The following is a 13,760-nucleotide window of genomic DNA, read 5'->3' as shown; positions in this document are numbered from 1 at the left end:
GCTTGAGAAACGCAGACTGGGGACGTGAGGACATGCAATCCGAGGTTCAGGCGCTGATCGCGCGCAGCAACCGGCTCGGCGCCGACCCGACCACGACGAACTACGCCGGGGGGAACACCTCCGCCAAGGGCGCGGTCACCGACCCGGTCACCGGTGGCCCGGTCGAGCTGCTCTGGGTGAAGGGCTCCGGCGGTGACCTCGGCACCCTCACCCCGTCCGGGCTGGCCGCTCTGCGGATGGACCGGCTCCGCGCACTCGTCGACGTCTACCCCGGCATCGAGCGGGAGGACGAGATGGTCGCCGCGTTCGACTACTGCCTGCACGGCCGGGGCGGAGCCGCGCCGTCCATCGACACCGCCATGCACGGCCTCGTCCCCGCCGCGCACGTCGACCACCTGCACCCCGATGCCGGTATCGCGATCGCCGCTGCCGCCGACGGGCCGGAGCTGACCAAGGAGATCTTCGGCGACCGGGTGCTGTGGCTGCCCTGGCGGCGGCCCGGCTTCCAGCTCGGCCTGGACATCGCCGCGGTGGCACGGGCCAACCCGCAGGCGATCGGCGTGATACTCGGCGGTCACGGCATCACCGCCTGGGGCGCGACCAGCGACGAGTGCGAGCGCAACTCCCTGGAGATCATCCGGTCGGCGCAGGCCTACCTCGACGAGCGGGGTCGCGCCGAGCCCCTCGGGCCGGTCATCGCCGGCTACGAGCCGCTGCCCACCGACGAACGCCGACGTCGAGCGGCGGCGCTGTTCCCGGTGCTGCGGGGCCTGGCGTCCACCGACCGGCCGCAGGTCGGCCACTTCACCGACAGTGACGTGGTGCTCGACTTCGTGGGGCGGGAGAAGCACCCCGCCCTCGCCGCCCTCGGCACGTCCTGCCCGGACCACTTCCTGCGCACCAAGGTCCGCCCGATGGTGCTCGACCTGCCGCCCACCGCGCCTGTCGAGGAGGTGATCGCCCGCCTTCGGGAGCTGCACGCCGCCTACCGCGACGACTACCGCGCCTACTACGAGCGACACGCCGACGCGGACAGCCCGCCGATGCGGGGCGCCGATCCGGCCGTGGTCCTGGTGCCCGGTGTGGGGATGTTCAGCTTCGGCGCCAACAAGCAGACCGCCCGCGTCGCCGGCGAGTTCTACGTCAACGCGATCAACGTGATGCGCGGCGCGGAAGCCGTGTCGCGCTACGCGCCCATCGACGAGGCCGAGAAGTTCCGGATCGAGTACTGGGCCCTGGAGGAGGCGAAGCTTCAGCGGATGCCGAAGCCGAAGGCCCTCGCCACGCGGGTCGCGTTCGTCACCGGAGGTGGCTCGGGGATCGGCCGGGCGATCGCCCACCGGCTCGCCGCGGAGGGCGCGTGTGTCGTGGTCGCCGACCGTGACACACAGGCGGCCGCCGCCGTCGCCGCGGAGATCGGCAGCGCCGACGTGGCGGTCGCCGTCGGGGCCGACGTCAGCGACGTCGCGGCCGTCGCTGACGCCCTGCGTGCGGCGGTGCTCGCCTTCGGTGGGGTGGACCTGGTGGTGAACAATGCCGGGCTCTCGCTGTCCAAGTCCCTGCTGGAGACAACCGAGGCGGACTGGGACATCCAGCACGACGTCATGGCCAAGGGTTCCTTCCTGGTCTCCCGGGAGGCCGCGCGGGTGCTGCTGGCGCAGGGAATGGGCGGGGACATCGTCTACATCTCCAGCAAGAACTCCCTGTTCGCCGGCCCGAACAATGTGGCGTACGGGTCGGCGAAGGCCGACCAGGCGCACCAGGTTCGACTGCTCGCCGCCGAACTCGGCGGCCACGGCATCCGGGTGAACGGTGTCAACCCGGACGGGGTGGTCCGCGGCTCCGGGATCTTCGCCGGCGGCTGGGGTGCGCAGCGGGCGGCCGTCTACGGCGTGCCGGAGGAGAAGCTGGGCGAGTTCTACGCCCAGCGCACCCTGCTCAAACGTGAGGTGCTGCCCGAGCACGTCGCCAACGCGGTCTTCGTGCTCACCGGCGGCGAGCTGTCGCACACCACGGGCATGCACATCCCGGTGGACGCCGGTGTCGCAGCGGCCTTCCTCCGCTGATGACCGCCGTGCGACTGGCCGCTGTGGACGTGGGCGCGTCCAGCGGCCGGGTCATGCTCGCGCGCGTCGGGCCGGGGAGGTTGGAGCTCGTGGAGGCGCACCGGTTCCGCAACGAACCGGTGCGGGTCGCGGGCACCCTGCACTGGGACATCCTGGCGCTTTACCGGGGTGTGCTGGAAGGGCTCAGGGCTGCCGGCCCGGTCGCGGGCATCGGCATCGACACCTGGGCGGTCGACTACGGGCTGCTCGACGCCACCGGCGCTCTGCTCGGCAACCCGGTGCACTACCGCGACGAACGTACCGAGCGCGTCAGCGACCGGGTGGCGCAGCAGCTCGGACCGGAGCGGCTCTATGCCACGACCGGGCTGCAACACCTGCCTTTCAACACCCTCTACCAGCTCGCCGCCGCCGCCGGAACACCCCAGCTGGAGGCCGCGCACCAGCTGCTGCTGATCCCGGACCTCGTCGCGTACTGGCTCACCGGTGAGGTCGGCGCCGAAGTCACCAACGCCTCCACCACCCAGCTGTACGACCTGCGTCGCCGCGCCTGGGCGACCGACCTGATGACCGACGCCGGGATCCGCAGCGAGCTGTTCCCGCCGCTGCGCGAGCCGGGCACCCGGATCGGCCCGGTCCTGCCCGCGCTCGACCTACCCGGATCGCCCGACGTCATGGCGGTGGGATCGCACGACACGGCCTCCGCGGTGGTGGGTGTGCCGGCGGCCGATGAGCACTTCGCCTACATCTCCTGCGGCACCTGGTCCCTGGTCGGGGTCGAGCTGGACGCCCCGGTGCTCAGCGAGCCCAGCCGGTGGGCCAACTTCACCAACGAATCCGGCGTCGATGGCACGATCCGCTACCTGCGGAACGTGATGGGCCTCTGGCTGCTGCAGGAGTCGCTGCGTACCTGGGGCAGCACGGACCTGCCCGCCCTGCTCCGGCAGGCGGCCGAGGAGCCGGCCTTCCGCTCCGTGGTGGACCCGGACGACCCCACCTTCCTGTCGCCCGGCGACATGCCCGCACGCATCAGCCGAGCCTGTTCGCGTACCGCTGAGCCCTTGCCGGACAGCCCGGCGGCCACGGTCCGGTGCATCCTGGACAGCCTCGCGCTGGCGCACCGGCGCGCCGTCGGGCAGGCGCAACGGCTCTCGGGTCGGCACGTCGACGCCGTGCACGTCGTCGGCGGGGGCGCCCGCAACGACCTGCTGTGTCAGCTCACCGCCGACGCCTGTGGCCTGCCGGTGCTCGCCGGGCCGGTCGAGGCCACCGCCCTGGGCAACGCGCTGGTGCAGGCCCGCGCCCTCGGCGTGATCGGCGGTGACCTGGCGTCGCTGCGGTCCGTGCTGCGCGAGACTCAACAGATCGTGCGGTACGAGCCACGCGGCGACACCGCGGCGTGGCGGGCGGCCGCCGGACGCCTCGGATGGGACGACTGACCCGGCGAACACCTCCGGTACCGGCCGGCTGAGTCACCGCTCATCCCGGCGCCGGTTTGTGGGCGGAGGACAGGGGTATCCGATTTCGCAGTGCTTCGGACGCAACCCGGGCCGACACATCCGCTACCGCTTCGGTCCAGGAGGCAGCAAATGCGAGCAATGGTCTACCGCGGTCCATACCGCCTGCGCGTGGAGGAGAAGGACCGTCCCGCAATCGAGCATCCCAACGACGCGATCATCAAGGTGACGCGTGCGGCCATCTGCGGTTCTGACCTGCACCTCTACCACGGAATGATGCCCGACACCCGGGTCGGGATGACCTTCGGTCACGAGTTCGTCGGCGTGGTCGACGAGGTCGGTCCGTCGGTGCGCAACGTCCAGCCGGGTGACCGGGTCATGGTTCCCTTCAACGTCTACTGCGGGTCGTGCTTCTTCTGCGCCCGGGGGCTGTTCAGCAACTGCCACAACGTCAACCCCAACGCCACCGCCGTCGGCGGCATCTACGGCTACTCGCACACCTGCGGCGGCTACGACGGCGGCCAGGCGGAGTACGTCCGGGTGCCGTTCGCCGACATCGGCCCGAGTCTGATCCCCGAGTGGATGGACGACGACGACGCCGTCCTGCTCACCGACGCGCTCGCCACCGGTTACTTCGGGGCCCAGCTCGGCGACATCGTCGAGGGTGACGTGGTCGTGGTCTTCGGTGCCGGACCCGTGGGCCTGTACGCCGCGAAGTCGGCCTGGCTGATGGGTGCCGGCCGGGTCATCGTCATCGACCACCTCGACTATCGGCTGGAGAAGGCGGCGTCGTTCGCCCACGCCGAGACTTACAACTTCGGCGAGTACGACGACATCGTCGTACACCTGAAGAAGATCACCGACCACCTGGGCGCCGACGTGGCCATCGACGCCGTCGGAGCCGAGGCGGACGGCAACCTCCTGCAGCACGTCACTGCCGCGAAGCTGAAGCTGCAGGGCGGCTCCCCGGTCGCCCTCAACTGGGCGATCGACTCGGTCCGCAAGGGCGGCAACGTCTCGGTGATGGGGGCGTACGGGCCGATGTTCAGCGCGGTGAAGTTCGGCGACGCGCTGAACAAGGGTCTGACGCTGCGGATGAACCAGTGCCCGGTGAAGCGTCAGTGGCCGCGCCTGTTCGAGCACATCCGCAACGGCTACCTCAAGCCCAGCGACATCGTGACCCACCGGATCCCGCTGGAACACATCGCCGAGGCGTACCACATCTTCTCCGCCAAGCTCGACGGCTGCATCAAGCCGCTGATCGTTCCGAACGCCGCCTGACCGGACCGGGAGACCGACCATGGCCTACACAGCCGACAAGCCGAAACTGGCCGAATCCAGCGACGAGCTGCGTGCGCGTATCCCCGGGTGGGGTGTCGACCTCGACCCAAAGGACCGGCCTTCGGTGCCGAAGGAGCGGTTCGACCCGACCCTCAACGGTGCGCACTGGGAGTTCCCCGAACGGCAGCCTGAGAAGTGGCCGCGGGAGAGGTCGATCGAACACAAGTTCCTCACCCCGGTCTTCGGCACCTCGTGCCCGCCCAAGGGGCTCTCCGGGGTGATCCGCCGGTACTCCTACCGGAAGTACAGCGAGGGACGGGCCGCCCACTGGCTGCTCCTGCTCGCGGCGGACCGGGTGGACGCGGTGGAGAGCACGGTCGGGTCGTTCCTGAGCCGCCACCCCGACAACCCGATCGCCGAGACCGGCGTGCTGAGTGAATTCACCCATCACGGCCTCTCGTCGCGCCTGCGCGGCAAGCGGGTCGACCGCGTACACCATCTGATCGACCCGGTCATCGTCGCCGCGCCGTGGGTGCTGGCCGCAGGGGTCGGCTATCTGGCCCTCCGTCGAGTGGCCGGCCGCGGGCGAAACTAGGGCCCTCTCCGGGTGGAGCCGCGTCGAAGTCGGGTCGGCCGTCGACGAGCATGGTTCGGCGACGGTCGACCGGCTCCACCGCCCGGCGACCCGGGTGCAGCGCCGGGGCACCGCCGCGTCGGCAGGCCCGACACCACCGACGCGATCCGTCCTACAGGTCCATGGCGTACACCCGGACCTGTCGGCCGGTGTCCGGCTGCACGGTCTCGCGCTCCAGCGACATGCCCAGCTTGACCATCACCCGGGCGGACGACTCGTTGCCGACGACGTGGATGCTGACCAGCCGCCGCAGGTCCAGCTCGGCCCGAGTGTGGGCGACAACGGCCTGGGCCGCCTCGGTGGCCAGGCCCCGGCCCCAGTACGCGCGGCCGAGCCGCCAGCCGATCTCCACGGCCGGCATGATCTCGGGTAGGAAGGTCGGCACCGCCAGTCCGGTGAAACCGGCCAGCTCGCCGGTCTCCTTGATCTCCACCGCGTACAGGCCGAAGCCGCGCTCGTCCCAGTGCCGCTGATAGTTGGCCAGACGCTCCGCGGTCGCGGCCCGGTCCAGCGTGCGGCCATCATGGATGTAGCGCATCACCTCGGGCTGCGCGTTGACCGCGGCGAGCCCGTCCAGATCATCGCTTCGCCAGCGGCGCAGGAGCAGTCGCGGAGTTTCCAGGGACGTGGCACCAGCAGAACTCGTCGGGTCGGACACGTCCTCTTCGTAGCAGATCGGCACTTCGCACTCCACCCAACTTCCCGGGATCTGTAAACAACCCTTGATATTAAACTTCACGAACGTCAATATGTGGAGGTCGCGGGTCGCCGAAGCCTGGGGAGCGAGCCATGAGAAGCCGTCGGATTTTCGCAGTGGTAGCCGGGGCGGCGATGACCCTCACGGCCGCCGTCGCCTTCGTTCCCAGCAGCATGGCGGCCGTGTCCTCGGCCACCGCCGTCCCGATGGTCGCCTGCGCCGCCCCGGCCTGGGCCGAGGGCACCACCTACCAGGCGGGCGCCCAGGTCACCTACGGCGGCCGGCTCTACCAGGCGCTGGTCACCCACACCGCGCACCCCGGCGCCGGCTGGAACCCCGCCGCGACCCCCTCGCTGTGGCGTGACCTGGGCGCGTGCTCGGGAAGCACCCCGCCGCCCACCACGCCACCGCCGACGACCCCTCCCCCCACCACCCCACCACCGACCACCCCTCCCCCCACCACGCCGCCGCCAACCGGGGGGACCTGCGCGGTGAAGTCGCGGCCCACCGGCAAGGTGTTGCAGGGCTACTGGGAAAACTGGGACGGCGCCTCCAATGGCGTACACCCCGGCCTCGGCTGGATCCCGATCACCGACAGCCGGCTCACCCAGCACGGCTACAACGTGATCAACGCGGCCTTCCCGGTGATCCGCTCAGACGGCACGGTCCTCTGGGAGAACGGCATGGACGCCGGCGTGAAGGTGGCCACCCCGGCCGAGATGTGCCAGGCCAAAGCGGCCGGCGCCACCATCCTGATGTCGATCGGCGGGGCCGCCGCAGGCATCGACCTGAGCTCCACCGCGGTCGCCGACCGGTTCATCGCGACGATCGTGCCGATCCTGACCGCCTACCACTTCGACGGCATCGACATCGACATCGAGACCGGCCTGACCGGCAGCGGCAACATCAACACCCTGTCGACGTCGCAGGCCAACCTGATCCGGATCATCGACGGCGTGCTGGCCCGGATGCCGTCGAACTTCGGCCTGACCATGGCACCGGAGACGGCCTACGTCACCGGCGGCAGCGTGGTCTACGGCTCGATCTGGGGCTCGTACCTGCCGATCATCAAGAAGTACGTGGACAACGGCCGACTCTGGTGGCTGAACATGCAGTACTACAACGGCAGCATGTACGGCTGCGCCGGCGACTCGTACCCGGCGGGCACCGTGCAGGGCTTCACCGTGCAGACGCAGTGCCTGAACAACGGCCTCACCATCCAGGGCACCACCATCCGCGTCCCGTACGACAAGCAGGTCCCGGGCCTGCCCGCACAGATCGGGGCGGGCGGCGGCCACATGTCGACGTCGCTGGTCACGCAGGCCTGGAACTCCGTGCCTGGCCTCAAGGGCCTGATGACCTGGTCGGCGAACTGGGACGGGTCGAAGGGCTGGACCTTCGGCGACAACGTGAAGCGCCTACAGGGCCACTGAGGGGTGACGGCGCCGGGCCTACCGCCAGCCGGCCTATCGGCTGACCCAACAATCGACGCCGGCACGACGAGGGAGCTGTGCGGAGTTCGTGGATTCGCTGTGGACGTGTGAGCGTGCCTACGCTCTCGGCCGCCGTGACGTCCCAGCCCCGATGCTTTCGCTGAACAAGTCGAGAACCGCCCGCCACGCACGCGCGGAGTGGGCGGCGTGGTGGCCCACGCCGGGCACGGTGGGGCTGAGGTGGTCAGCGCCGCCGGTAGGTGTCCCGTCAGGCTGAGTCGGAGCGGCCCAGAAGGCATGTTTGGCTCCGCCATAAATGTGTGCCCGCCAATCGACGCCAGCGTCCTGGAGGGCGCTGCCGAACGTCAAGATTTGAGCGGGAGTACAGAGCGGATCTTCGGAACCCGTACAGAGCAGGAAGGTGCCACCGGCATTCGTCCAGTCCTCGGCGCGCGGGGTTGGCAGGCCGGGGTGGATTACGGCGAGCGCTTTGAAGGGCACTCCCGTCCTGCCGAGTTCCAGCACGATTCGACCGCCGGCACCGTAACCGAGCGTGGCAAGTTGATTGTGATCGGCGCCGGGTTCAGCGAGTAGCACGTCGAGCGCGGCCTGACCGATGGTCAACATGCGGGCGGGGTTGGCCATCAGCGGCAGGGCCCGGTCCAGCATCGCTTGCGGCTCGCCGAAGAAGGTCCGGCCGCCGTGGTAGTCCATTGCGAAGGTCAGGTAGCCGTGTTCGGCGAGGTCGTCGGCTCGGCCGCGTTGATAGTCATCGAGACCGACGCCGTCATGTCCAAGAAGCACGGCCGGCCACGGCCCACCGCCCCCGGGCCGCGACATGTGACCGACCATCGTCAACCCGTCGATGTCATACCTGACTTCCCGCCTTGCGATCATGAGGTCGACGCTAGCCGAACCGTGATGCGTTGTTGGACTGCGTTCGCTTCCAGCAGACCTGAATGCGGAATTGTGAAGTGCGACCTGACCAGAATCTGCGCGTGAAGGACGAGGCTGCGCGGTCGCACCAGCAGCGCGGGGTAGCCGATTCCTTCGGTGTGGATGCCGCGCGGTGCGACCACACCCCTCCCCGTTCCACCGTGTACGGCCACCCCGACAAGGCCAACGTCGGCAGGCGACCACGACCGCCCGGCAGCGATGCCGCCCACGTCGCCCGACCACTTTCGACACACGGCCGAGGGCCCACGGACGGGGCCGCACGCCATATCTGTACAGATCCCGTGCCGTACTCGGCCAGAGATGCCGGTCGCGCGTCCGTCACGGCGTCGCTCGATGAGTGCGCCGGAGAGGGAACGATTCGCTGGGAGCGATACCAGGCGGGGCGGAATTCAACCCTCCCGATCGCTACACTCGCCGCAACGCCGGCCCGCAGACCTCAGCCTGCGCTATCCCCATCGAATGGAGACGCCTGTGACCCGCGACAAGGCGGCACCCCCCGGCATCGACCCCAACATTCCCAGCGTGGCGCGGGTCTATGACTTCTTCCTGGGGGGCAAGGACAACTTCGAGGTCGACCGAAAGGTCGCCGAGCACGCCCTGCGGATCACACCGGACGGGCCGGCAGCCGGCCAGGCGAACCGGGCCTTTCTGCGTCGAGTGATCCGCTTCCTCGTTACCGAGGCGGGCATCGACCAGTTCCTCGACATCGGGTCGGGGCTGCCCACCCAGGGCAACGTGCACGAGGTCGCCACCGAGCAGAACCCGAAGGCTCAGGTGGTCTACGTGGACAATGACCCGATCGTGCTGACACACGGACGGGCCCTGCTCGCCGCGGAGGGCACCGCGACGGTGATCCAGGCGGACGTTCGGGAGCCGGAGGCGATCCTCAACCACCCGGACGTACGTCGGTTCCTCGATTTCGACCGGCCGATCGGGTTGTTGCTCTTCGCGATCCTGCACCACCTCGGCGACGACGAGGACCCGCGAGCGGTGGCGGCCGCGTTGATCGACGCGCTGCCCTCCGGCAGCTACGTGGCGATCTCGCACTTCCGTGACCCGGGCGAGCGAGACCCGGAGGGCTCCCGCAAGGCCCGCGAGGTCGAGCGGGTCTTCAACGAGTCGTTGGGCACCGGCCGCTGGCGTACCGACGAGGAGATCCTCTCGTTCGTCGATGGGCTGACGCTGCTGGAACCGGGTCTGGTGCCGCTGGCCGAGTGGCGCCCAGAGCCGGGTACGCCCGCTCCAGAGCAGACCGACACCTATCACACCTTTGTCGGGCTACTCGCCCGCAAACCGTAGGCTCCGCCTTCCGCTGAGGTCGGCGAGAGCGCGCGCCTCTCTGAACTGCGTGCCCCCTTCTGCACCGGCTGCCCGGCGGGTCACACCCCGCCGGGCAGGACCTCATGACGATGCGCGAGGCACGCGCTCGGCCAGCGACGGATGCATGGCCGTCGGCACGGCCCGGAGCCGTCCAGCAGGTCCCGGTCGGGCAGCGGGGGCAGGGCCCGGAGCAGTTCGTCCTCGCTCGCCGGACGGGCCGCCAGCGCCGCCTCCCGTAGCAGCGACCGGCTGACGGAGACGCCGCCGGCGACTTCGACGTTTACATCACCCCGGCGGAGCACGTACGCGTGGCTGTCCTCGCGCCGAACGTAGGTGAGCCCGGCGGCCTCGGACGTGCAGGTGGCCTGGAAGCAGGGATCCTGCCCGGCGAAGGTGACGTGCAGCGCCACGCGCACACTGGCGGCGGCGCAGCCGGTGTGGTCGGCGAGGGCGTAGCCCACCCGGGGGATGCCGAGTGGCTGGACCCGGCAACCCGGCCGGTCGATCACGAACAGGTCGACCGGCCCTTCCTCGGTGGGCAGATCGACGACGGTCGCCGGGCACACGGCGAGAACGGAACGCTGACAGCTACGACGGCATGGTGGCGAACGGACGGGATTGTGCCCACACCGATGCCGGACACGACGTGGGTCCTAACCCGGCCGCCGCTGAAGCTGCTGGAGCCCGATGACGCGAAGCAGGTCGAGCTTCTGCTCGTCCTCGGAGTCCGGCACCGCCGTCATCATCACTATCGTCTGGTCACCGGGGCCGCCGGTGAACGTGTCGCAGTCCACGACGATGTCCCCCACCAGCTCCGTGTGCAGGGTCTTGCGGCTGGTCCGTAGTTCCCCGACCGTCCCGGCCTTCCAGCGCCGGGCGAAATCAGGGGAAGCCTTGAGCAGACGATCGATCAGCTGGGGGATGTCCGGGTCGTCCGGGTAGCGGCCGGCCGCGGTACGCAGGTGACCGACGAGATCTCGCGCGTACGCCTCGTCGTCCTCGGGGGTGTGCGTCACCGGGATGGAACCCGCGAAGTACATCCAGGTGACATTGCGCTCCAGCCGGGTCTGGCTGGACGGGTCACCGAACAGGGCTGCCCAGAGCGGATTCCACAGCACCAGTTCACCGATCGCGGTATGCACCGCCACAGCCACCGGGGCGTTGCGGAACCGGTCCACCATCCGCTGCGCGCTCGGAGTCACCTGTCGGGGCACGATTCCGGCCGGCGGTACGGCCGCGCCCGCGACCCGGAACAGGTGGTCGCGTTCCAGGTCGTTCAAGCGCAGCGCCCGGGCCAGCGAGGCGAGCAGCTGCGGCGAGGGGTGACGGGCCCGGCCCTGCTCCAGGCGGACGATGTAGTCCACGCTCACCCCGGCGAGCTGAGCCAGCTCCTCACGACGTAGCCCGGGAGCGCGACGAGTCAGGCCCGGGGGCAGGCCCACATCCGCCGGGCGTATCCGGTCCCGCCATGCTCGAAGGACCTGCGCGAACTCATCCACGTCATCCATGATGCCCGGCATCCGGAGCAGTGGGTGGTACTGCTGGTCCCACCGTCGAACAGGGCCTGCCGGTCGGTCCGGCGGCGGCGCACATTGGGTGGCATGACCACAACTTTGGTGACCGGAGCAAACAAGGGCCTCGGTCTGGAAACCACCCGCCGCCTGATCGCCGCCGGCCACACCGTCTACGCCGGCATGCGTGACCTGGCATCCGGCGATGCCGCCCGCGACCTCGGAGCCGTCGCGGTTCAGCTCGACGTCACCGACCAGGACAGCGTCGACAAGGCGATCGGGTCGCTGCCAACACTCGACGTATTGATCAACAACGCGGCCGTCGTGGGCCCGTCGTGGGGCCTCGACGACCTGGACGTCGACGCGATGCGCGTGGCCTTCGAGACCAACGTCTATGGCGTCGTACGGGTCACACAGGCCGCCCTGCCCCTGTTGCGGCAGTCGTCCGCGCCGGTGATCGTCAACGTCGCCTCCGGACTCGGCTTCCCCCGCGCCCTGCTGGACCCCGAGGACGACTCCTTCAACGGATACATGATTCCGTACGCCAGCTCAAAGGCCGCGGTGCTCGCGCTCACCATTCAGTACGCCAAGAACCTGCCCGGAATGCGGATCAACGCCTCCGACCCCGGCTACACCGCCACCGACCTCAACAGTCACAAGGGGCACCAGACCGTCACCGAAGGCACCGACGCCACGGTCGCCTTGGCCCTGATCGGCCGCGACGGTCCCACCGGTGAGTACCACAACCGCCAGGGCCGGATCACCTACTGAACGAGGGGAACAATTGCAGTGACCGACACCGACATGCGTGACTGGTACCTGCGGTACATCGCGACCCTCAACGCCCATGAGCTCGACCGGATGGACGAGTTCATCGCCGACGAGGTCATGCTGAACGGCGAGCCGGGGACGCGGGACGATGTCCTCGCCGACATGCGGTCCATCATCAACGCCGTTCCGGACATGCACTGGGAGGTTCAGGAACTGCTGTTCGACCGCGACCGCATCGCCGCGCGTGTGGTCAACACCGGCACCCCGGCGAAGGAGTGGCTCGGCGTCGCTCCGATCGGAAAGTCGTTCGAGATCGTCGAGTACGCGATCTACAAGGTCAACGACGGCCGATTCGTGCAGATGACCAACCTGCACGACTCAGCCGATGTGAGCCGGCAGCTGACCAGCTGACCACCTGACGAAGGTCGGGCGGCCGCAAGGTCGTCCGCCCATCGCCTGGGTGTCCCGGGACTCGCGCCATGAGCGTGCGCCTGCAGGTGGAGGCACGAACAAGGGCGCAGCCTGATCTGCTCCACGGAGCGGCGTCATAGCCCACACCACCCGACGTTGGTGCATCATGGTTTCTCATGTTCGTGGACCAGCGGCCGGCGGCCGCCCGCCGGTGACGCTCGTATGAGCTTGGTGTCGGCGTTCGTACCGATCTGGATCCTTACCGCGGTCGGCTACGCGGCCTGTCGTTGGGGCCTGCTGGGCGAGGCGGCGGCGTCGGTGCTCGGCCGATTCGTGTTCCATCTCGCGATGCCGGCCGCCCTGTTCCTAGCCCTGTCCCGAATGCCGCTTTCCGGGTTCGCCGGCCGTTCGCTGCTCGCCTTTGGGGTGAGCACTGCCGCGGTCGTCGGGTTCGGGTGGGTCGGCGCGAGCCGGCTGTTCGGTCGCGAGCCCGGCGAACGGCCGATCTGGGGCATGGCCGCCGGGTACGTGAATTCGGCGAACCTCGGCATCCCGATCGCGACGCAGGTTCTCGGCGACGTGTCGTTCCTGGCGGAGGTGGTGCTGCTGCAGGTGCTGGTGGTGACGCCCGTGATCCTGGTCGCCCTGGACCGGCACAGCGACCCGGCCGGGCGGGTAAGGGTCCGCCGTATCGCCTCCCTGCCGGTACGCAACCCTGTGATCCTGGCGTCGCTGCTCGGTGTCGCGTGCTCGGCTACCGGCCTGCATCTGCCGTCGACGGCCAGCGCATCGCTCACCCTGCTGTCGGGCGCCGCGGTTCCGGCCGCCCTGGTCGCGCTCGGCGCGTCGCTGCACCGCACGGCGCCGTCGCGGGCCGGGCCGGCCGAGATGGCCAAGCCGGCCGAGCTGGCCGTGATCACCGCGCTGAAGCTCGTCGCACAGCCGGTCATCGCGTACGCGGCCGGGCTGGCCTTGCACCTGTCCGCGCCGCAGTTGCTCGCCGTGGTGGTGTGCGCGGGCCTGCCGACAGCGCAGAACACGTTCATCTACAGCCAGGAGTACGGCGTCGGCGAGGCGGTGGCCAACCGGGCGGTGGTGGTGACCACGACGCTGTCGCTGGCCACCCTGGCCGCGGCGGCGACGCTGCTCGGGTAGGTCCGTCAGCTGAGTCGTCCAGCAATCGTGGTGAGTCACGCCGACCATGGCTCGGTAGCGCCCGGCTCGA

13 protein-coding genes are annotated in these 13,760 nt (G+C 69.7%); 9 read left to right on the top strand and 4 right to left on the bottom strand.

What is annotated here, in order from left to right; all coding sequences use genetic code 11:
* Positions 1 to 32 precede the first annotated feature (32 nt).
* The 4 genes from HNR22_RS00585 to HNR22_RS00570 all read left to right on the top strand — a co-directional run bounded on the left by HNR22_RS00585 (position 33) and on the right by HNR22_RS00570 (position 5,396).
* On the top strand, positions 33 to 2,066 hold the full coding sequence (locus HNR22_RS00585) for a bifunctional aldolase/short-chain dehydrogenase (protein ID WP_179778509.1): 2,034 nt from the start codon (positions 33 to 35) through the stop codon (positions 2,064 to 2,066).
* The gene (locus tag HNR22_RS00580) at positions 2,066 to 3,502 is read left to right on the top strand and encodes a rhamnulokinase (protein ID WP_179778508.1); all 1,437 of its coding nucleotides are present in this window, start codon (positions 2,066 to 2,068) and stop codon (positions 3,500 to 3,502) included. Before HNR22_RS00585 ends, HNR22_RS00580 begins: the two co-directional genes overlap by 1 nt.
* 150 nt (positions 3,503 to 3,652) lie before the next feature.
* The gene (locus HNR22_RS00575; protein ID WP_179778507.1) at positions 3,653 to 4,801 is read left to right on the top strand and encodes a zinc-dependent alcohol dehydrogenase; all 1,149 of its coding nucleotides are present in this window, start codon (positions 3,653 to 3,655) and stop codon (positions 4,799 to 4,801) included.
* A gap of 19 nt (positions 4,802 to 4,820) precedes the next feature.
* Positions 4,821 to 5,396, top strand: coding sequence for a hypothetical protein (locus HNR22_RS00570; RefSeq protein WP_179778506.1), 576 nt, complete (start codon positions 4,821 to 4,823; stop codon positions 5,394 to 5,396).
* Between the two features lie 151 nt (positions 5,397 to 5,547).
* Here the strand turns inward: HNR22_RS00570 and HNR22_RS00565 are convergent, their stop codons facing one another.
* Entirely contained in the window at positions 5,548 to 6,174 is a 627-nt protein-coding gene (locus HNR22_RS00565; RefSeq protein ID WP_343059622.1) for a GNAT family N-acetyltransferase, read from the bottom strand.
* 92 nt (positions 6,175 to 6,266) lie between these two features.
* On the opposite strand from HNR22_RS00565, the gene HNR22_RS00560 reads away from it, so the two are divergent.
* The gene (locus tag HNR22_RS00560; protein WP_425488036.1) at positions 6,267 to 7,565 is read left to right on the top strand and encodes a carbohydrate-binding protein; all 1,299 of its coding nucleotides are present in this window, start codon (positions 6,267 to 6,269) and stop codon (positions 7,563 to 7,565) included.
* A 117-nt stretch (positions 7,566 to 7,682) separates the two neighbouring features.
* Here the strand turns inward: HNR22_RS00560 and HNR22_RS00555 are convergent, their stop codons facing one another.
* On the bottom strand, positions 7,683 to 8,462 hold the full coding sequence (locus tag HNR22_RS00555; protein WP_179778504.1) for a dienelactone hydrolase family protein: 780 nt from the start codon (positions 8,460 to 8,462) through the stop codon (positions 7,683 to 7,685).
* A gap of 519 nt (positions 8,463 to 8,981) precedes the next feature.
* Between HNR22_RS00555 and HNR22_RS00550 the strand changes: the two genes are divergently transcribed.
* Complete coding sequence (locus HNR22_RS00550; protein WP_218906109.1) at positions 8,982 to 9,821, top strand: SAM-dependent methyltransferase; 840 nt, start codon at positions 8,982 to 8,984, stop codon at positions 9,819 to 9,821.
* Between the two features lie 80 nt (positions 9,822 to 9,901).
* On the opposite strand, the gene HNR22_RS00545 is transcribed toward HNR22_RS00550, so the two are convergent.
* Both HNR22_RS00545 and HNR22_RS00540 read right to left on the bottom strand, forming a co-directional pair.
* Positions 9,902 to 10,408 carry a hypothetical protein gene (locus HNR22_RS00545; RefSeq protein WP_179778503.1) on the bottom strand — a complete coding sequence of 169 codons (507 nt, stop codon included), beginning with the start codon at positions 10,406 to 10,408 and terminating at the stop codon, positions 9,902 to 9,904.
* An 87-nt stretch (positions 10,409 to 10,495) separates the two neighbouring features.
* Entirely contained in the window at positions 10,496 to 11,341 is an 846-nt protein-coding gene (locus tag HNR22_RS00540; RefSeq protein WP_218906108.1) for an MmyB family transcriptional regulator, read from the bottom strand.
* A 102-nt stretch (positions 11,342 to 11,443) separates the two neighbouring features.
* Here HNR22_RS00540 and HNR22_RS00535 point away from each other — a divergent pair, with 102 nt between their 5' ends.
* From HNR22_RS00535 to HNR22_RS00525, 3 genes are all read left to right on the top strand, one after another.
* On the top strand, positions 11,444 to 12,124 hold the full coding sequence (locus tag HNR22_RS00535; protein WP_179778501.1) for an SDR family NAD(P)-dependent oxidoreductase: 681 nt from the start codon (positions 11,444 to 11,446) through the stop codon (positions 12,122 to 12,124).
* Between the two features lie 18 nt (positions 12,125 to 12,142).
* On the top strand, positions 12,143 to 12,535 hold the full coding sequence (locus tag HNR22_RS00530; protein WP_179778500.1) for an ester cyclase: 393 nt from the start codon (positions 12,143 to 12,145) through the stop codon (positions 12,533 to 12,535).
* Between the two features lie 222 nt (positions 12,536 to 12,757).
* Positions 12,758 to 13,690, top strand: a complete 933-nt coding sequence (locus HNR22_RS00525; protein ID WP_179778499.1) for an AEC family transporter — start codon at positions 12,758 to 12,760, stop codon at positions 13,688 to 13,690.
* Positions 13,691 to 13,760: the final 70 nt, after the last annotated feature.

Origin of the sequence: Micromonospora jinlongensis, from assembly GCF_013410645.1 — a bacterium.
In the GTDB taxonomy this organism is placed as follows: domain Bacteria; phylum Actinomycetota; class Actinomycetes; order Mycobacteriales; family Micromonosporaceae; genus Micromonospora; species Micromonospora zamorensis.
Note: the sequence above shows the minus strand (reverse complement) of the source record. Positions and strands in the feature narration are given on the sequence as shown.